At 69.8% G+C, this 18,118-nt stretch carries 20 protein-coding genes; 6 read left to right on the forward strand and 14 right to left on the reverse strand.

The window, feature by feature from the left end:
• The first annotated feature begins 201 nt into the window (after window positions 1-201).
• From ACWDV4_RS15600 to ACWDV4_RS15615, 4 genes are all read left to right on the forward strand, one after another.
• Window positions 202-1,719 (forward strand): YifB family Mg chelatase-like AAA ATPase, encoded by a 1,518-nt coding sequence (locus tag ACWDV4_RS15600; RefSeq protein ID WP_449978890.1) that lies wholly within the window; start codon window positions 202-204, stop codon window positions 1,717-1,719.
• Window positions 1,719-2,987 (forward strand): DNA-processing protein DprA, encoded by a 1,269-nt coding sequence (locus ACWDV4_RS15605; protein ID WP_449978892.1) that lies wholly within the window; start codon window positions 1,719-1,721, stop codon window positions 2,985-2,987. Before ACWDV4_RS15600 ends, ACWDV4_RS15605 begins: the two co-directional genes overlap by 1 nt.
• Entirely contained in the window at window positions 2,977-4,038 is a 1,062-nt protein-coding gene (locus tag ACWDV4_RS15610; RefSeq protein ID WP_449978895.1) for a tyrosine recombinase XerC, read from the forward strand. Before ACWDV4_RS15605 ends, ACWDV4_RS15610 begins: the two co-directional genes overlap by 11 nt.
• Window positions 4,039-4,170: 132 nt before the next feature.
• Window positions 4,171-5,361: an aminotransferase class V-fold PLP-dependent enzyme gene (locus ACWDV4_RS15615; protein WP_449978897.1), complete on the forward strand. Its 1,191-nt coding sequence runs from the start codon at window positions 4,171-4,173 to the stop codon at window positions 5,359-5,361.
• On the opposite strand, the gene ACWDV4_RS15620 is transcribed toward ACWDV4_RS15615, so the two are convergent.
• The 14 genes from ACWDV4_RS15620 to ACWDV4_RS15685 form a co-directional block, all read right to left on the reverse strand.
• Window positions 5,246-5,968, reverse strand: a complete 723-nt coding sequence (locus ACWDV4_RS15620; protein WP_449979172.1) for a murein hydrolase activator EnvC family protein — start codon at window positions 5,966-5,968, stop codon at window positions 5,246-5,248. The genes ACWDV4_RS15615 and ACWDV4_RS15620 overlap by 116 nt on opposite strands.
• A 223-nt stretch (window positions 5,969-6,191) precedes the next feature.
• Window positions 6,192-6,515: a DUF2469 domain-containing protein gene (locus ACWDV4_RS15625; RefSeq protein WP_007075222.1), complete on the reverse strand. Its 324-nt coding sequence runs from the start codon at window positions 6,513-6,515 to the stop codon at window positions 6,192-6,194.
• A 168-nt stretch (window positions 6,516-6,683) separates the two neighbouring features.
• Window positions 6,684-7,403, reverse strand: a complete 720-nt coding sequence (locus ACWDV4_RS15630) for a ribonuclease HII (protein WP_449978899.1) — start codon at window positions 7,401-7,403, stop codon at window positions 6,684-6,686.
• Complete coding sequence (locus ACWDV4_RS15635; protein ID WP_449978902.1) at window positions 7,397-8,038, reverse strand: NUDIX hydrolase; 642 nt, start codon at window positions 8,036-8,038, stop codon at window positions 7,397-7,399. Before ACWDV4_RS15635 ends, ACWDV4_RS15630 begins: the two co-directional genes overlap by 7 nt.
• A 42-nt stretch (window positions 8,039-8,080) precedes the next feature.
• A complete protein-coding gene (gene lepB / locus ACWDV4_RS15640) occupies window positions 8,081-8,722 on the reverse strand; it encodes a signal peptidase I (protein WP_449978905.1) in 642 nt (213 codons plus the stop codon).
• Entirely contained in the window at window positions 8,719-9,603 is an 885-nt protein-coding gene (gene lepB, locus ACWDV4_RS15645) for a signal peptidase I (protein ID WP_449978908.1), read from the reverse strand. Before lepB (ACWDV4_RS15645) ends, lepB (ACWDV4_RS15640) begins: the two co-directional genes overlap by 4 nt.
• A gap of 224 nt (window positions 9,604-9,827) precedes the next feature.
• Window positions 9,828-10,184, reverse strand: coding sequence for a 50S ribosomal protein L19 (rplS, locus tag ACWDV4_RS15650; protein ID WP_449978911.1), 357 nt, complete (start codon window positions 10,182-10,184; stop codon window positions 9,828-9,830).
• Between the two features lie 227 nt (window positions 10,185-10,411).
• Entirely contained in the window at window positions 10,412-11,191 is a 780-nt protein-coding gene (trmD, locus tag ACWDV4_RS15655; RefSeq protein WP_449978914.1) for a tRNA (guanosine(37)-N1)-methyltransferase TrmD, read from the reverse strand.
• Window positions 11,192-11,197: 6 nt separating this feature from the next.
• On the reverse strand, window positions 11,198-11,761 hold the full coding sequence (gene rimM / locus ACWDV4_RS15660; protein WP_449978917.1) for a ribosome maturation factor RimM: 564 nt from the start codon (window positions 11,759-11,761) through the stop codon (window positions 11,198-11,200).
• Window positions 11,761-11,994, reverse strand: a complete 234-nt coding sequence (locus ACWDV4_RS15665) for an RNA-binding protein (RefSeq protein ID WP_184539299.1) — start codon at window positions 11,992-11,994, stop codon at window positions 11,761-11,763. Before ACWDV4_RS15665 ends, rimM begins: the two co-directional genes overlap by 1 nt.
• A 1-nt stretch (window position 11,995) precedes the next feature.
• Window positions 11,996-12,481 carry a 30S ribosomal protein S16 gene (gene rpsP / locus ACWDV4_RS15670; RefSeq protein WP_449978920.1) on the reverse strand — a complete coding sequence of 162 codons (486 nt, stop codon included), beginning with the start codon at window positions 12,479-12,481 and terminating at the stop codon, window positions 11,996-11,998.
• Window positions 12,482-12,784: 303 nt separating this feature from the next.
• The gene (locus ACWDV4_RS15675; protein WP_449978923.1) at window positions 12,785-13,432 is read right to left on the reverse strand and encodes a DUF402 domain-containing protein; all 648 of its coding nucleotides are present in this window, start codon (window positions 13,430-13,432) and stop codon (window positions 12,785-12,787) included.
• A gap of 123 nt (window positions 13,433-13,555) precedes the next feature.
• The gene (proS, locus tag ACWDV4_RS15680) at window positions 13,556-14,962 is read right to left on the reverse strand and encodes a proline--tRNA ligase (protein ID WP_449978926.1); all 1,407 of its coding nucleotides are present in this window, start codon (window positions 14,960-14,962) and stop codon (window positions 13,556-13,558) included.
• 35 nt (window positions 14,963-14,997) lie between these two features.
• Window positions 14,998-16,029, reverse strand: a complete 1,032-nt coding sequence (locus ACWDV4_RS15685; protein ID WP_449978928.1) for an SDR family NAD(P)-dependent oxidoreductase — start codon at window positions 16,027-16,029, stop codon at window positions 14,998-15,000.
• A gap of 180 nt (window positions 16,030-16,209) precedes the next feature.
• Between ACWDV4_RS15685 and ACWDV4_RS15690 the strand changes: the two genes are divergently transcribed.
• Window positions 16,210-17,454 carry a sensor histidine kinase gene (locus tag ACWDV4_RS15690; RefSeq protein WP_449978931.1) on the forward strand — a complete coding sequence of 415 codons (1,245 nt, stop codon included), beginning with the start codon at window positions 16,210-16,212 and terminating at the stop codon, window positions 17,452-17,454.
• Window positions 17,451-18,101, forward strand: a complete 651-nt coding sequence (locus ACWDV4_RS15695; protein ID WP_449978933.1) for a response regulator — start codon at window positions 17,451-17,453, stop codon at window positions 18,099-18,101. The genes ACWDV4_RS15690 and ACWDV4_RS15695 overlap by 4 nt, the downstream gene beginning before the upstream one ends.
• Window positions 18,102-18,118 lie beyond the last annotated feature (17 nt).

Below are 18,118 nucleotides of genomic sequence, written 5' to 3' on the forward strand. Positions count from 1 at the left end.
CAGGGCACCTGGTTATCCACAGACCGTCCGGATCGGACTGTTGCTCGCCCCGGACATCGGTCACTGTCTGCCCATGATGACGCCAGGACAGGCAAGCAACACACAGCGCCAGGACCGACCATCGCGACCATCGCGACCGGCGACGATTCTCCCTGCGCACCCACACCCTCGCCACGAGCCGACTGCCGAGGCGGCAGCCCGATGAGCTACGCCAAGGTGCTCTCCGTGGGCCTGATCGGGGTGACCGGCCATCTCGTAGAGGTCGAAGCCGACCTGGCCCCGGGGCTGCCCGCCGTCGTGCTGTCCGGGCTACCGGACACCACGCTCAACGAAGCCCGCGACCGCGTACGCGCCGCCATCGTCAACTCCGGACAACGCTGGCCCAACCGCCGGATCACCGTCAACCTGCTCCCGGCCCCGCTGCCGAAGCACGGCTCGGCCTTCGACCTGGCCATCGCAGTGGCCCTGCTCGGCGGCTCCGGCGAACTACCACTCTTCCCCCTCGAACAGGTGGTGGTCCTCGGCGAGTTGGGGCTGGACGGCACAGTCCGACCGGTGCGGGGCGTACTGCCGATGGTGGCGGCAGCCGCCCAGGCCGGAGTGCCCCGGGTCGTCGTACCGCTGGCCAACGCCGCCGAAGCCGCCATCGTGCCCGGCGTACGCGTCAGCGCGGTCGACACCCTGCACCGGCTCATCGCCTTCATCCGCGACGACGCACCCCTGCTCGCCCCACCGGCTGTCTTGGCCGACGGGCCGACGACCGGGCCGGACCTGTCCGAGGTAGCCGGCCAAGGGCTGGGCCGCCGCGCCCTGGAGGTCGCCGCCGCCGGCGGACACCACCTCGCCCTGCTGGGCCCACCGGGCGCCGGCAAGACCATGCTCGCCGAGCGGCTGCCCTCCATCCTGCCCACGCTCGATGACGAGGCCGCGCTGGAGGTGACCGCCCTGCACTCGATCGCTGGCCGATTTCCGTCGGACGGACGGCTACTCCGCCGACCACCGTTCCAGGCCCCCCACCACTCGGCCACCGTCGCATCCCTGGTCGGTGGCGGCACCGGACTGGCCCGCCCCGGAGCACTCTCACTGGCCCACCGAGGCGTACTCTTTTTGGACGAAGCCCCCGAATTTGGCAGAAACGCCCTGGAGGCACTTCGCCAACCACTGGAAAACGGCCGGGTAGTGCTGAACCGGAGCCGAGGTGGCACCGAATACCCCGCCCGGGTGCAACTGGTGCTCGCCGCCAACCCGTGCCCCTGCGCGAAACCCGCTGGCGACACGTTCTGCGAATGCACACCGCTGGCCCGACGGCGTTATCTCGGGCGGCTCTCCGGTCCGCTGATGGACCGCATCGACGTACGGGTGACCCTCGACCCGCTCCGCGCCGCCGACCTGATGGCGACCGACACGGAATCCGAATCCTCCGCAGTCGTGGCGAAACGGGTCACCGCCGCGCGAGAGGCCGCAGCCGCCCGCTGGGCTGCCCGGCGCTGGAAGGTCAATGCCGACGTACCGGGGCCCTGGCTGCGACGTCCGCCATGGCAGCTGCCCGCGCACACCACCGGTGCCCTGCGGCAGCGGCTGGACAGCGGATCCCTTTCCGCCCGCGGCTTCGACCGGGTCCTTCGCCTGTCCTGGACCATCGCCGACCTGGACGGTCGGGACCGCCCGGACCGGGACGACGTGGACGAGGCCTGCCAACTGCGTACCGGGGAGTCCTGATGACCGAACAGGAAGCGAGCCTGCCCAATCCGATTCCCGTGGTCGGCGTCGTCGAGCCACGGCTGGACGAGGTTCGGCTGGCCCGGATCGCGTTGACCTGGCTGGCCGAGCCAGGCACCCGCTCGGTCTACCGACTGACCAGCCGGGTCGGACCGATCGAGGCGCTGCACCGGCTGATCCTCGGCGACGTACCCGACCCGAAGCTGCGCGCGGCCGTACGAGCCCGGCTGGCCGCCGGCGATCCGCGCGAGATCGCCGAGCGCGCGATCGAGCACACCGAGCGGCTCGGCGCGCGGATCGTGATCCCCGAGGACGACGAGTGGCCGACCCGAGTGAAGGACCTGGTACGTCTCTCGCTCGCCGGTGCCGATCGCCGGGTCGACCAGGAGACGGCACCGCCGCTGTGCATTTGGGCACGCGGCTCGTGGCCCCTGGGCGAGATACTCGACCGCTCGGTGGCGGTGGTCGGCTCCCGGGCCGCCACGCCCTATGGCAGCCATGTCGCCACCGAGATCGGCTATGGAATGGCCGACCGGGGATGGACCGTCGTCTCCGGTGGCGCGTACGGGATCGACGCCGCCGCGCATCGCGGGGCGCTCAATGCCGGCGGCCCGACCGTGGCGGTGCTGGCCTGTGGCGTCGATCGTCCCTATCCGGTCGGCAACACCGCGCTCTTCGACCGGATCGCCGACACCGGACTCCTGATCAGCGAGTGGATGCCCGGTGCGGAGCCACTGCGCCCCCGGTTCCTGATCCGCAACCGGGTCATCGCGGCAGCCACGGTCGGCACCGTCCTGGTGGAGGCCGCCGCACGCAGCGGTGCCACCCAAACCACCCACCGGGCCCTGGCGCTACACCGCCCGACGATGGTGGTGCCCGGCCCGATCACCTCCGCCATGTCGATCGGAGCACACGAAGTGCTCCGCGAGCATCCGGAGGCACGGCTGGTAACCGGGGTGACGCACATCCTGGAGGAGGTCGGACGGATCGGGGCCGACCTGGCACCACTGGTCCAGGGGCCGGAGCGCCCCCAGGACCGGCTCGACGACGAGGCGGCACTGATCCTCGAATCGGTGCCCCGGCGTGGAGCGCTCGGCCCGGACAGCCTGGCCGCCCGTGCCGGTGTGGACGTACGCACCACACTGCGGAAGCTGTCCCTGCTGGAAGGACTCGGTCTACTGATCCGCCGGGACGGCGGCTACGCGCTGCCGCCACCGAACTTGACACGGCCCAAGCCACGCGCCACGGTCGGAGGTGATGAGTCGTAACCGTAGGAGCACCCGGGACCTCCACGAGGAGTTGCCGGAGCCGATGCGTGCCGCGGTGGACGATTTTGCGCGCCACCTGGCTCGGGTCGACAACCGGTCCGAACACACCGTCCGGGCCTACGTCACCGACATTGTCTCCCTGCTCGACCATGCCGCCCGGATGGGTTGTGCCCGCGCCGGTGACCTGGACCTCGCCGCGCTCCGGAGTTGGCTGGCCAGACTCCGTACCCAGGGGGCCGCCCGTACCTCGCTGGCCCGGCGGGCGGCATCGGCCCGCACGTTCAGCTCCTGGGCACACCGCACCGGGCTGCTCGACACCGACGTGGGTGCGCCGCTGGCCAGCCCCAAGGCCCACCGTGAGCTACCCACCGTGCTCCGCCCCGACCAGGCAGCAGCGCTCGTCCTGGCCCCCGGCAACACAAGCCCGCCCAACGCCCCTGCCGCCGTGGACAGCACCGTCCCGAGCAACGAGGCAGCCGTCGCGGACTGCGGCACTCCTGCCGCCCCGGCCGTCGTGGACGGTGCCGCCCCGGGCGACGAGGCAGAACCGGTACTGCTGCGCGACCGGGTCCTGCTCGAACTGCTCTACGGCACGGGAGTCCGGGTCAGCGAACTGTGCGGCTTGGACACCGGCGACGTCGACCACAGTCGTCGGGTGATCCGAGTACTCGGCAAGGGCAGCAAGGAGCGCTCCGTCCCGTACGGAGTGCCGGCCCAGCAAGCACTGGACGCCTGGCTGCGCCAGGGTCGTCCCGCCCTGGCCGGCCCCGCCTCCGGGGAGGCGTTACTACTGGGGGCGCGGGGTGGACGGTTGCAGACCACAATGGCCCGGCGCATCGTAAGCGGCTATGCCCGCGCCGCCGGCCTGCCTCGGACCAGCCCACACGGGCTACGTCACTCCGCCGCCACCCATCTACTGGAGGGTGGTGCCGATCTGCGAGCGGTACAGGAGTTGCTGGGGCACTCCTCGCTGTCGAGCACGCAGATCTACACCCATGTCTCGGTGGACCGGCTACGCGCCGCCTACCGGCAGGCCCACCCCCGGGCCTAACCGCCGACAGTCATCTTCCCCTGCCGGCTTGTGCCCGGACGCCAAGCTGGCGGTAGTAGGCGTTCGTTCCCAACCGGAATCCTGTTCTTCACCCGGCCAGCACAAGGGAGTCCCGGGGATAGGATCACCCGGGTGAGCACCGGACAACCACAGCCGCCCGACCCGTTTTCCGGTGCCCGGCTGCTCTTCTCCCTCGATCCGGCCGTCGCCCATCTCAACCACGGCTCATTCGGGTCGGTACCGATCGGCGTACAGCGCGCCCAGCAGCGGCTGCGCGACGAGACCGAGGCCAGCCCTGAACGGTTCTTCACCCAGGGACTGGTGGATCGGATCACCCACACCCGACGGCATCTGGCCGCGTTCCTCGGCGCCGACCCAGACGGCACCGCCCTGGTCGGGAACGCCACCGCCGGCTCCGCGGTCGTGCTCCAGTCGCTCGGGCTGCAGCCGGGCGACGAAATCGTCTGCACCGATCATGGGTACGGCGCGGTACGCCTCGCGGTGCAACGCGAGTGCCGCCGTACCGGAGCGATCCTGCGTACCCTGCCGGTGCCGCTGCGCGCCACCGACGCCGAAATCGTCGAGATCGTCCGAGCCGGGCTCCGACCCGGCCGGACCAGGCTGCTCATCGTCGACCAGATCACCTCGCCAACCGCCCGACTGCTGCCGGTGGCCGCGATCGCCGGTGCCGCACACGAGCATGGCGTGGCGGTGCTGGTCGACGCTGCCCACGCCCCGGGCATGCTGTCGCTACCGGTGGACGCGATCGGTGCCGACTTCTGGGTCGGCAACCTGCACAAGTGGGCGTACGCCCCGAGGGGCACTGCCGTGCTGGTGGTGGCACCCGCGTGGCGGGAACGGATCGAACCGCTCGTCGTGTCCTGGGAACAGGAATCGGGCTTTCCGAGCAGTGTGGAGTGGCAGGCAACATTGGACTACACGTCCTGGCTGGCCGCGCCGGTCGGGCTCCACACGCTTCGTACCCTCGGTGTCGATCGGGTACGCGCGCACAACGCGGCCCTGGCCGCGTACGGGCAACGGGTGGTGGGCGAGGCGCTCGGCCTGTCACCGGCCGACCTGCCTGACCCTGGCGGTCCGGAAGTCGCCATGCGGATCATCCCGCTGCCGGCGGGCCTGGCCACCACGGTCGCCGACGCGACGGCGCTGCGGTTACGCATTGCCGACGCGCTGGCCACGGAGGTCGCGGTCAACGCGTGGGGTGGCCGAGGGTGGCTGCGCCTGAGCGGGCAGGTCTACAACCGGGCCGACGAGTACGACCGCCTCGCTCACCGACTGCCCGCCCTGCTCGCCGTGCCAGCCTGACTGGCGGCGTCCGGCCGCCCATCGGCAGCAGCCGTACCCGTGCGGGTCCGAGCAGGGCGAGCGGGTCCAGATAGTCGTCACCCTGGCGTAGGCCCCAGTGCAGGCAGGCCACGCTCGGGCAGCCCGGGTGTCCGGACAGGAGGATGCCGATCGGGTCTCCTCGGCCCAGCCGGTCCCCGGTACGGACGGCGGGCTGCACCGGTTCGTAGGTGGTTCGCAGGCCGTTGGAGTGGAGCACGCTGACCACGGGCCGACCAGCAACCATGCCGGCGAAGAGCACCACGCCGGCACCCGCCGTACGAACCAGGACGCCGGCTTCGCCGGCCAGATCGACGCCCCGATGCCCGGGCAGCCAGGGCCGAGGCGGGGGATCGAACCGACGTACTGGTCGGGGCCGGCCATCGAGCGGCCACTGGAAGCTGCCCCGAGCCGGAGCGGTCCATGCTCTGGTGGCTTCCGCCTCCGCCCTTGCCGCACGCCGGTCAGCCAACGTCCCGCGGTCAAGATCCGCAACCGGCGCAATGCGCTTGTCTGCGACAGCATTCGCCGGGATCCGGAGTGCTGGAGTCGACCCGACCAGGGACATGAACGCCAGCAGCGCCGACATCAGTTGGGGAATCCGCATGACCACCGAGCATGCTCGGCGCTGGCGTAGTTGGCAGCACCTCGGCGACGATCTGTGGACAACCGACCCGCCTGTGGAAAACGTCCGCAACGGCAGTTGATCTGCTATCGGGTGCTTGCGAGCCGTTCAGTGGCTGATGCCGTCGCCGGTTAGGAAGGGCCCCTTCCTATGCAAAAAGCGATAAGAAGGGGCCCTTCCTAACACCTCAGCCCCCGAAGCCGGAGTCCGCCGGTAGTGAGATATCCGGCTTCTCCAGCTCTTCGACGTTTACGTCCTTGAACGTCATGACCCTGACGTTCTTCACGAAACGCGCAGGGCGGTACATGTCCCACACCCAGGCGTCGTGCATCTCCACCTCGAAGTAGACCTCACCGTCGGAGTTCCGCACGTGTAGATCCACCTGATTGGCCAGGTAGAACCGGCGCTCAGTCTCCACGACGTAGGAGAACTGGCGGACGATATCGCGGTACTCCCGGTAGAGCTGCAGCTCCATCTCGGTCTCGTACTTTTCGAGATCTTCCGCGCTCATCGCACTCCGCCTTCCATGGCCACATCTTCCCCCACCGGCGTTGACGGCCGAGGCTGCTCGCCTAACGCCACGCCGACGGTACTCCCTATCGGGGCTGGTCGCCCCGTTGGCTCGAAGCCGCTCGCCCCGCTCCGGCACCCTTCGTGCTCCGCTCGGACGATCCGGCTACTAACTGTGATGCCTCAATCCCCCGGGTTCGGCGATCTTCGCCGGCCGCCGGGCCCGTGGCGGGCTGCCGGCTCGACCGGAGACCGTCGCCACATTGACGTACGAGAAGCGGTGCTCCTGGCACGGTCCCTGCCGTTGCAGTGCCGCGCTGTGCTCGGCGGTGATGTACCCCTTGTGCTCGCCGAACCCGTAGCCCGGGAACCGGGCATCCAGCTCCACCATGATCCGATCCCGGGTGACCTTGGCCAATACGCTCGCGGCGGCGACACAGGCAGCCACTTGGTCGCCCTTCCAGACAGCCAGCCCCGGCACGCCCAGCCCGTCCACCCCGAACCCGTCGGTCAGCACGTAGTCCGGCCGGGTCGACAACGCCGCCAATGCCCGGCGCATCGCCGCAAGGTTGCACACGTGCAGTCCGCGCGTGTCCACCTCGTCCGCAGGGATGACCACCACGGCGTACGCCAGGGCTCGGGCCAGGACCTCGTCGTAGATCCGTTCCCGCGCCGCTGCAGTCAGTAGCTTGGAGTCGGTCAGGCCTTCGATCTCGCCGCGTCGGCCTGCCGGCAGCACCGCCGCAGCGGCGACCAGTGGGCCGGCACAGGCACCTCGACCGGCCTCGTCGGCTCCGGCGACGTGCTCGAAGCCGCGCCGCTGCAACGCGCGCTCCAGCGCGTAGAGGCCGCCGTCGCGCCGGACTACGGTGCGGGATGGGGTCAGCATCGCTCCTCCCCCTCCCGGCCTACCCGAACGCCAAGGTCCGCACGAGCAGCCTCCACGCGAGCGCCGTTGGCCTCCACGCGAGCGCCCCCAGCCTCCACGTGAGCGCCCCCAGCCTCCACGTGAGCGCCGGCCTCCGCCGGAACGGCAGCTTCCGTCCGAGCGCCAGCCTCCGCGCTGGCGGCACCATCCATTGCCCCGCGCAGTATCGCGGTCAGATCTTCCGGGTACACCCGCTCCGCCGTTCGGGCCAGCTCCCCGAGGGTCCACCATCGATGATCGTCGACGCTGGCCCGTTCGATCTCGGTGAAGCCCGTCGTGTCCACCTCCCAGTCCTGCACACGGACCAGGAAGAAGACCTGTTCCTGTCGGTACCACCGGCCGTCGAACGAGAACTCGATCGTCTGCTGCCAGACCGGCTCCCCCAACTCGCCAGGATCCAGGAGCAGTCCGGTCTCCTCGGCCAGCTCACGGGCGGCACCGATTGCTGGAGCCTCGGCACCGTCCAGGCCCCCGCCCGGGGTGAACCAGTAGCGGTGGTCGGGTCGTGCCGGATCAAACCCTCGGAACAGCAGCACCCGGTCGGTGCGATCGACAAGGAGCACGCGGGCGGCGCGCCGAGGGGTGAACGTGGTCACCGGTCAAGCCTAGGAGACCGAAAGATCGGTGTTACCGGCTGGTCAGCCCTTCGGATCCGGCACCCCGTTGAAGGGGTCGGGTACGGACAGCAGGGTGGCCCGGTTGAATGGCCAGAAGATCGTGAAGGCCCGTCCCACCACCGACTTCTCCGGGATCGTCGCCAGTTCGATGTTCTGGAACCGTTGCCAGTGTTCCAGCGAGTCGCCGGAGGCCGAGCGGTGGTCACCCATCACCCAGAGCCGGCCGGCGGGGACGGTGATGTCGAACTCCTCATCGGCGACTGGATCACGGACGCCGTCGCGGGAGTAGATGTACGGCTCGTCGAGCGGGTGGCCGTTCACCACCAGCCGCTGCTGTTCGTCACAGCAGACCACCCGGTCACCGCCGACCCCGATGATCCGCTTGATGAAGTCCTCGTTCTCCCGTCCGCTCCACTCGACTGGTGCACGGAACACGATGATCTCGCCCCGTTCGGGGGACCGGAAGTCGTAGACCAGCTTGTTGACGAGGACCCGATCGTTGAGCTCGAGGGTGTGCTCCATCGAACCGGACGGGATGTAGAAGGTCTGTACGACGAAGGCGCGTACCAGGACCGCGACGAGGATCGCCACACCCAGCAGAATGGGCAGTTCTCGCCAGAATGAGCTACGCGGTTTGGGCTTGTCGGTCTGCTCGTCAATCACGAGTGGAGCCTACGGTGTCTGGCTGTGCGCGGCTGTCGCGAACGCGCGGTGATGAGCGTCGAGCCCAGAATTGGCATCACGACGGCGATGCCACCCGGTGCGCCCCGGTCGACCGGTAACGCCGGACTGCCGCCTGCGGCGGCCTCGACCTTGGGCAAGTCCTCAAAGATCGGTGGTACGGACAACGACGTCCATCGGTCGTACGGCCACACGACCGCGATTGCCCGCCCAATCACGTTGTCGATGGGGACCGGCCCCTGACATCGGGCATCCAGCGAGACGAGTCGATGATCGCCCATCACGAAGAGCTGCCCCGGTGGCACCACCACCTCGTCGAAGCGGCGGGACCGACATTCCTGGCTGTTCGGTGGGACCTCCAGCGGCGAGTTCCGAGGGATGTACGTCTCGTCGAGCGGGACGTCGTTGACGGTCACCCGCCCCACCTCGTCGCAGCAGGCCACCCGGTCACCGGGAACTCCGATGACCCGCTTGATGAAGTCCTTCTCTCCGGGGTGACCGAATCCGACCAGGTCCCCCAGGGTGCGTCCGATGCGCTGGAAGAAGCCGGTCTCCGGTTGGCTGGCTGCCTGCGGCACCCATCGGTCGGTGCCCCGGAAGACAACTACCTCACCGCGCCGAGGGTCCCGTACGTCGTAGACGATTTTGTTGACCAGCACCCGGTCGCCGACGAGCAACGTGTCCTCCATGGACCCCGAGGGGATGAAGAACGGCTGCAACAGGAAGGTGCGGATCAGTATCGCGATGCCGAAGGCCACGATGAGCAGAAGCGGCAACTCCTGCCACATGGGCAGTTGCCGGCGCGGGCGGCGGGCCCGCCGGCGTACCGGCTCGACATCGTCGGATTCGTCCACTTCACGCACTACACATCTCCCCGATCCCGGAATACAACGCTACCGCCCGGGGAGCCCTGATACCGGCTCCCCGGGCGGTAGCGTAGATGTGTCCCGCTGCCACGAATCGCGTCACGATCATGGCGTCAACGAACATCGCGTCATGATTCATCGTGACCATGGCGTCACGACCACGGTGTCCCGTGCCCACCCAGCGGACAGCCGGATCGACGCGGGAACGGAGTGAGCGAGGATCAGCTCGGCTGCTTCTCGCGCTTCTCCTTGATCTTGGCCTTCTTGCCCCGCAGCTCACGCAGGTAGTAGAGCTTCGCCCGGCGCACGTCACCGCGGGTGACAACTTCGATCCGGTCGATCGCGGGGCTGTTGATCGGGTAGGTCCGCTCGACCCCGACGGTGAAGCTCATCTTCCGTACGGAGAAGGTCTCCCGCAGGCCCGAGCCCTGGCGCCGGATGACGGTGCCCTGGAAGATCTGGACCCGGGACCGGTTACCCTCAACGACCCGTGCGTGCACCTTGACGGTGTCACCGGCACGGAAGTCAGGGAGGTCGGCCCGGCGCGACTGGGCGTCAAGGGCGTCCAGGGTGTTCATCGCTGCATCCTCGTAAGGGTCGCGGCGTACCGGTCGTCGGTACGCGAATGGGTGATTCTGAACCCCAGTGGGCCAGCTCGCGACCAGCTGTCTCACGACCAGCTGTCTCGTTCGTGACCAGCTGTCTCGTTCGTGACCAGCTATCTCACGACTGACCCGGTGGGGATCCTCGCAGCCGCTCGCGGCGCGGGCGAGCTGCGGCAACCGCAGACGACTGCGGCAACGTACTACTTTGCCACATCCTCGACCGGCACCTGAAATCCGGCCCCGGTGAGCGTCGCGACGTCCCGTTTGTCCAGCGCCCCGGGTGGCAGCGCCGCCAGCATGTCCGGCCGCCGGGTGGCGGTGCGCAACAGCGCTTCGTCTCGCCGCCAGCGGGCGATCCGGCCGTGGTCGCCCGAACGCAGGATCGCCGGCACCTCATGCCCGCGCCAGGCGGGCGGTTTGGTGTAGACCGGGGCCTCCAGCAGGCCGTGCGCGTGCGACTCCTCATCCAGCGAGTCGGCGTTACCCAGCACCCCGGGCAGCAGCCGGGTCACCGCCTCCAGGATCACGATCACGGCCACCTCGCCGCCAAAGAGCACGTAGTCACCGAGCGATACCTCGGTCACCGGCATCCGGGTGGCAGCGTGGTCCAGGACCCGCTGGTCGATGCCCTCGTACCGGCCGCAGGCGAAGACCAGGTGCGGCTGCGCCGCCAGCTCGTAGGCGAACTCCTGGGTGAACCGCCGCCCGACCGGGCTGGGCACCAGCAGATGCGGCGGCGGCCCGTCCGCCAACACCGGGGCGACCGCGTCGAGCGCGGATCCCCACGGCTCGGGCCGCATCACCATGCCGGGACCGCCGCCATAGGGCGTGTCGTCCACCGTACGGTGCACGTCGTGGGTCCAGGTCCGCAGATCGTGTACGGCCAGGTCCAGCGTCCCGCTGGCCCGTGCCTTGCCGATCAGCGACAGGTCCAGCGGGGCGAAATAGTCCGGAAAGATGGATATGACGTCAACGCGCATGACGACTCACAGGTCGAGCAACCCCTCCGGCGGGTCAACCACGACCCGTCCCCCGGCTAGATCCACCTCTGGGACGATCGCCCGAACGAACGGAATCAGCGCGGTACGCCCCTCGGGGCGACGCAGAACCAGGAGGTCCGAGGCGGGCGCATGGTCGATGCGGGCCACCTCGCCGAGCCGTTCCCCGGCTGGGTTGACCACGGCCAGGCCGACCAACTGGTGGTCGTGGAATTCGTCCGGGTCGCTGGGCGGGGCCAGTTGGGCGCTGTCCACCCAGAGCAGGGTGCCGCGCAACGCCTCGGCGACATTGCGGTCGTAGACGCCGTCGAAGGCGACCAGCAGTCGCCCCTGATGCCAGCGGATGGCCTCGACGGTCAGCTGGTCGGGCACCCGTACCAGCTCACCAAGGTCCGCGACGGCGGCGGGCGCTCCTCTGACCGGGACCGCCGGTTCGGTGTGCAACACCGAACCGGCGGCGAAACGCGCTTCGGGCTCGTCGGTCCGCACTTCCACGGTGACCTCACCGCGGATACCGTGCGGTTTTCCGATACGGCCGACGATCAGCTGCATCAGTACGAATCGACGATGTCGACGCGTACGCCACGGCCGCCGATCGACCCGACCACCTGGCGGAGCGCCTTGGCGGTACGCCCGGAACGCCCGATGACCGTGCCCAGGTCCTCGGGGTGCACGCGCACCTCAAGCCGCTTACCCCGGCGCGAATCGATCATCCGGACACGCACATCGTCAGGATGATCGACTATGCCCTTGACCAGGTGCTCCAGCGCTGGCCGGAGGGCCACCTCAGCCCTGCTCACCGGAACCCGCCTCGGCCGGCTCCTCGGTCTTGGCCGGGGCCTCTGCCGGAACCTCCGCCGCTGCCTCGGCCTTGGCCGGGGCCTCCGCCTTGGCGGACTTCTTCGCCGGCTTCGCGGTCGTCTCGGCCACGCCAGCCGCCGCCTTGGCCTCGGCCTCGTAGGCGGCCTTGCGGTCGGCCCGCTCGGGGGCTACCAGCAGCGGCGGCGGGGCCGGCAGGCCCTTGAACTTCTGCCAGTCGCCGGTCTTCTCCAGCAGACGCTGCACCGGCTCGCTCGGCTGGGCGCCGACGGAGAGCCAGTACTGGGCCCGCTCCGAGTCGATCTCGATCACCGAAGGGTGTTCCTTCGGCTGGTAGATGCCGATGAACTCGATCGCCCGGCCGTCGCGCTTGGTGCGCGAGTCGGCGACGACGACGCGGTACTGCGGGTTGCGGATCTTGCCCATCCGCAGGAGCCGGATCTTAACGGCCACGTGTGTTCGCTCCTGTTGCGATTCTCACCGGCCCAGTCGGGCGGTGCGCGGGTGAGAGCCGGCCAGCTCAGTGGGGTTTGAGCCGGAGACTACTCGGGTGGACTGGCAACGCGCCCGGGTTAGAGGGCGCCGCACGCGTGCCGGATACCAGCTCACCATTGTGCCAGACGGATCCGGCGGCCGAGGCGCCCCCTCGGCCACGTCAGCCCGCGGAGCACCCTCGCCATCGACTCCGACCTGCTGAGGAGCCTGCTCACCGCTGCCGAACGACAGGTTGCCGAGGGGCTGAGCACCCGGTTGGCGTCAGGGGCGGGCCGGTCGCCGGTCCCAGCCGGGCGGTAGCGTCGGCACGGTCCAGGTCGGGTCCGGGACGAAGTCGCACCAGGTGCCGTCGAACGGGAACTCCCCCGCCTCGGCCATCTTGATCACACGCTCGCCCTCGGCCCGTACCGCCGCCTCGTCGGCCACCCAGTAGTGCTCAGGAAAGGCGAGCCGCTCGACGAACTCGTCCTCGTCCTTCCAGCACCAACTCCGGTCGGGCTCGATCACGACGTCGAGGTCCTGGTCCACCACATCGACCCCGGCCACGGCACCATCGTCCCAGCGGACCCCAGGCTCTTCGAGGTTGACGTACCACCGGGCAAACCCACCAGCCTCGGCCTGGAACCACCAGACCGAGTACGCCCCTTCCGTCGGCAGAAACTTCAGCAGCGGCGGGCCGTTCCAGATGCTCACCGCCAACTGGTAGGACCGGGTGATCCACTCAGCGAACGGCATCTTCCGCATGCCGCGACCATCGTCGGCCACCTCACTGGCCACCGGAGTGTCTCGGGCGATCCAGAGCAGCAGCCCCCGCGCGTCGTCACTGACCACCCGTGCCGGGCGAACCCAGCCGATCCGCCCACGGCGGACGTTACGGTGCAGGATCACTTCGCCGGGCTGAAATCCCATGTGCGCACCCTACCGCCCCGGCACAGGGCGACCGCCCGCCCGCACTCCGACCGCTGCGCGGTTAGGAAGGGCCCCTTCCTATGCAAAAAGCGATAAGAAAGGGCCCTTCCTAACATCAAAGCATCAGTACGCGCGGGCCAGGACGGCCACCAGGTCCGGCTCGTCGGCTGAATCCGGCACCGAACCGTCGGCCCGGACCAGGCAGCGTACGGTGACACCCTTGCCGTTGGCCGCAAGCTCGCCCTGCTCACCCACCGCCGACCACGGCACCCGGGCCCAGCCGGTCGCCGCCGCCTCGATCGCCTCGTCCAGGGTCGCCACCGTCGTGGTCCGCGACTCGCGTAGGGCCAGCGCCTCGTCGTACAGCGCCTTCTGGTCCGCTTCGAGGGCGGCGAGCACCGAGGCCACCACGTCGGCCACCGGAACCGGGGTCTTCGACCCGTTGGTACGCCGGACCACCACCGCGTTACCGGCGGCGAGATCCCGGGGGCCGACCTCGACGCGTACCGGATAGCCCTTGAGCTCGGCGTCGACGGCCCGGCGGCCGAACGGGGTGTCCACCCGGTCGTCGAGGGCGACCCGGACCCCGGCGTCGCGCAGCGCGTCGCGCAGCTTCGCCGCCGCCTCGATCACCCCGTCGCCGGCCTTGACCACCATGATGTGCGCCTGCACCGGGGCCAGCCGGGGCGGCACCCGCAGCCCGTTGTCGTCCCCGTGCACCATGATCAGGCCACCGAGCATCCGGGTGGAGGTGCCCCACGAGGTGGTCCAGGCGTGCTCGACGCTGCCGCTCGCCGAGGTGAAGGTCATGTCGAACGCCTTGGCGAAGTTCTGCCCCAACTCGTGGCTGGTGCCCAGTTGCAGCGCCTTGCCGTCACCCATCATGCCTTCGCAGGTATAGGTGGCGGTCGCCCCGGCGAACCGCTCCCGGGCGGTCTTCAGCCCGACCAGAACCGGGATGCCCAGTTCTCGCACCATGAAGTCCTCGTAGACCTCGTGCAGGATCCGACGCGCGTAGGCCCGGGCGTCCGCCTCGTCGATGTGCGCGGTGTGCCCCTCCTGCCAGAGGAACTCGGTGGTCCGCAGGAAGATCCGGGGCCGCATTTCCCAGCGGACCACGTTCGCCCACTGGTTGAGCAGCAGCGGCAGGTCCCGGTAGGAGTCGATCCACTTGGCCATGAACTCGCCGATGACCGTCTCGCTGGTGGGTCGGACCACCACCGGCTCGGAAAGCTGCTTGCCGCCGCCGTGGGTGACCACGGCCAGCTCCGGCGAGAAGCCTTCGACGTGCTCGGCCTCCCGCTTCAGGTAGCTCTCCGGGATGAAGAGCGGGAAGTACGCGTTCTCCGCCCCGGTCACCTTGATCCGGGCGTCCATCTCGGCCTGCATCCGCTCCCAGATGGCCCAGCCGGCCGGTCGGATGACCATGGTGCCCCGCACCGGCCCGTTGTCGGCGAGCTTCGCCTTGGCGATCAGGTCCTGGAACCAGCGGGGAAAGTCTTCCGCCCGGGGAGTGAGCACGCGTGCCATAACCGCACATCCTATTCGCCGACCTACGACGCCCCTTACCCGGCGTACGCCGTCTTGCCACCGTCGAGCACCATCTGCGCTCCGGTCGCGTACGGGAAGTCGCCGGAGGTGAGGGCGACGGCGAATGCGGCCACCTCCTCAGCGGTGGCCAACCGCCCCACTCCCGGCACGCTGGACTTGCCGAACTGGGCCGCCATGACGTCCCACGCCACATCGGGCAGGTCCGCCGCCCCGGCCAGTCGCCGGACGAAGTCGGTCTTGGTGGTGCCCGGCAGCAGGGTGTTGATCCGGATGTTCTCGGCGGCGTAGTCGTGGGCGGCGCTCTGCACCAGGCCGACGAGGGCCCGCTTGGAGGCGGCGTACGCGGCCTTCCCGCCGCTGGTGGAGATGGCGTTGGAGGAGGAGGTGACCAGGACGGCACCGCCACCCCGACGCCGCAGGTACGGAATCTGGTACTTCAGCGCCAGGAAGACACCGCGCAGGTTGGTGCCGACCACGTCGTCCCACTCGTCGGCCGTGTACTCGTGCAACGGCTTCTGGACCGTGATGCCGGCGTTGTTGAAGCAGACGTCGATGCCGCCGTACCGCTCGGCGACCGTGTCGACGAACCGTTGGACCTGCGACTCGTCGCGGACGTCGGCGCGTACGTAGGTGGCTTCCCCACCGGCCGCGCGGATCTGGCGCTCGACGTCCCGGCCCAGGTTCTCCCGCCGGCCGCAGAAGCCGACCTGCCCGCCTTCGGCGGCGTACTGGATGGCAGCGGCGCGGCCGATCCCGGAGGTGGCGCCGGTGATCAGGACGACCTTGTCGGCGAAGCGCTGGTTGCCGCCGGGGCGGATTTCGGGGCTCGGTGCGGTACGACCGAGGGCCAGCCCGCCGACCAGACCGGCGACGGCTCCGGCACCGACCCCGGCCACCCCGGTGCCGATCAGCCTTCGACGGCTGTACCCGGCGCGGGTGGCGCTCGACTCGGCACGGGCGGTGGCCGGCTCAGCGGGGGCGGTCGCCTCGACGGGGGCGGTGGTCGACTCGATGGGCGGTTCGACGTGTTCGTTGGGGGTTGTCATGACGTCCCTTCCTCGGCTGGCGGGCGACGTTCACCCGCCGCATTCGAGTCTGGGTACGGGCGCACGCCGCAACGTCGGCCCGCAGGCCGGTGTGTACGGCCGCCGGGCCGGCCTCTCGCAGGAGGCGGCTCCTGCCCGGGGAGGACCTTTCCGCGCTCCTGCCCTGGCTACCTTTCACGGGTGACCCTCCCGCGGATCAGCGTGCTGTTCGAGACCCGGGCGTGGCCGCTCCGGCTGGCCATCCTCGCGGCGTTGGCCGTCGGGTACCTGCTGGCCCGTGGTCCTTCGGCGGAGCCGTCGATCATCGACTGGCTACTGTCCGGCGCCTCAGTGCTGGTGTACGCAGGCAGCGCACGCTGGCCGCTGGCCAGTCCTCTGGTGCAGGCCGTCCTGCTGGCGGTGGCCCTGTGGGCGGGCGATGTCAGCCCGGTCATCGTGAAGGTCGGCGCCGGGGTCGCACTGTTCGAACTGGCGATGCGCCGCTCCGGCTGGTACTGCGTATCCGGGGCGGTACCGCTGCTGGCGGTGTACCTGGTGGAGCTGTCCTGGTCGACGCTCTACCGGGGTGCCGTGGTGACGCTGGTCCCGGTGCTGCTCGGGGCGTACGTCCGGTCGGTGCGATTGCTCTCCGCGCAGGCGGAGCGGCGCGCGGAGGAGGAGCGGCTGCGGCGGCGCTCGGAGACCCGGGCGGCCCGGGCCGACGAACGTACGGCGATCGCCCGGGAACTGCACGATCTCGTCGCCCACCACGTCGCCTCGATGGTGTTGCGGGTCGGGGTGGCCCGGCACGTGTTGCACGACGCCGACCCGAAGGTGCGTGAGGTGCTCGACGACGTGCACGGCAGCGGGGTGGCGACCCTGGCGGATCTACGGCGTCTGGTGACCGTGCTACGAGACCCGGTCGGTGGTGGCCAGGTGGGGCTGGTGGAGCCCGGCGAGTTGCCGGCTGCACTGTCCGAGGTGGTGGATCGGGCAGAACGGCTCGGCTTGTCGGTGTCCGCACAGATCGACCCCGGCATCGCCGGGCTGGACACGATGCGTGGCCTGGCGGTGCTGCGGTTGACCCAGGAAGGGCTCGCGAACGTGGCCCGGCACGCGGGGCCGCAGGCCCGGACGACGGTGTCGGTACGGTTGATCGAGGCCGGTACGGCACAAGTCGACATCGCCGACGACGGTGGCGGTGGCGGCCAACGCTACCCGGGACTGCCGTCAGGCGCGGTAGGCAGTCGGGAGCACCCGGAACTGTCGGCCGGCCGGGCGGTGGGGTCGACGATCACGGACGCGACGGGCGGTCACGGGATCATCGGCATGCGGGAACGGGTCGCGGTGCTGGGCGGATCACTGACGGTGGGCCGGGACGGGCCGGGTTGGCGGTTGTCGGCGCTGCTGCCGGCGGCGGGTGACAGCGGAGGGGACAAGCGGTGATCCGGGTGCTGTTGGTCGACGACCAGACCCTGGTACGGGCAGGACTGCGGATGCTGTGCGAGGCGTCGCCCGACCTGGCGGTGATCGGCGAGGCGCGTAACGGGCAGGAGGCGGTGCAGCTCGCGGCCCGTACCGCGCCGGACGTGATCTTGATGGATCTGCGAATGCCGGGGATGGACGGCACACAGGCGACTGCGCGGATCATCCAGGCCCGGCCATCGGCACGGGTGCTGGTGTTGACCACCTTCGACGATGACGACCACCTCTATCCGGCGATGGCAGCGGGCGCGTGTGGATTCCTGGTGAAGGACGCGGCACCGGACGATCTGCTGGACGGCATCCGGCGGGCCGCCGCCGGGGACAGTCCGTTCAGTCCGACGGTGCTGCGGCGGTTGGTAGTGGCAGCGGTAACGGCGCATACCGGTACGGCGGAGGCCGAGCTGCACCCATCGGATGTGCGGTTGACGCCTCGAGAGTCGGAGGTTTTGGCCCTGGTCGGGGCGGGCCTGTCCAACGCGGAGATCGGTGAGCGGCTGCATTTGGGCGTGACCACGGTGAAGACCCACGTTTCGGCGGCGATGACCAAGACCGGGGCGTCGAACCGGGTACGGCTGGCCGTCTTCGCGGTCCGACACGGCCTGGTCTGAGTAACCGCCCAGGTTCC

This window comes from Micromonospora sp. NPDC003197, assembly GCF_053590565.1.